Raw genomic sequence first — 454 nt, 5'->3', positions numbered from 1 at the left:
GCGTTAGGCACTTATGAAGACGAGACTGGGAGTTAAATCGTCAAAGGCGCTCGGGGCGTCATGCATGGCTTTATTCGCGTTCATGCTTTTATTCCGGGCTGCAATCTATCCAAGAATGTATATCGAGCCGGATAGTCCATACGGGCTTTCTGATGTCATCGAGTACTTCCTGGGTTGGGGACTTTTGGCGTTGCTCTCAGTGTCGGTTACTGCCGCAGTGGCAATTATTATCTGGGGCCACAGGCAGTCAAAAAAGTGGGCAGGTGGGCTTGTGGTGTTATGTGCTGTATTGGCACTTTCCTTCGGTCCGCTGCATAGTTTGGCGGCAAGATGGTCGTTCTGATTTCGCTATTGCCTAACAAGGCGCAGCAATTCGCGGCCGATGGCCGCCGGACGCCCTTTACATTGCGGCTGCGCCTCCATTACAAGGGCGCCGTTGTGCGCTGGCGTTAGG

The 454-nt window shown here is 53.7% G+C and carries 1 protein-coding gene; it reads left to right on the top strand.

Annotated features, from left to right (window positions below; genetic code table 11):
• Positions 1 to 64: 64 nt before the first annotated feature.
• Positions 65 to 343 (top strand): hypothetical protein, encoded by a 279-nt coding sequence (locus tag E5Q11_RS17365; protein WP_135804707.1) that lies wholly within the window; start codon positions 65 to 67, stop codon positions 341 to 343.
• Positions 344 to 454 lie beyond the last annotated feature (111 nt).

It is taken from the genome of Marinobacter confluentis (assembly GCF_004785685.1).
Taxonomy (GTDB): Bacteria; Pseudomonadota; Gammaproteobacteria; order Pseudomonadales; family Oleiphilaceae; genus Marinobacter; species Marinobacter confluentis.
This window is presented reverse-complemented; position numbering and strand designations above follow the sequence as displayed.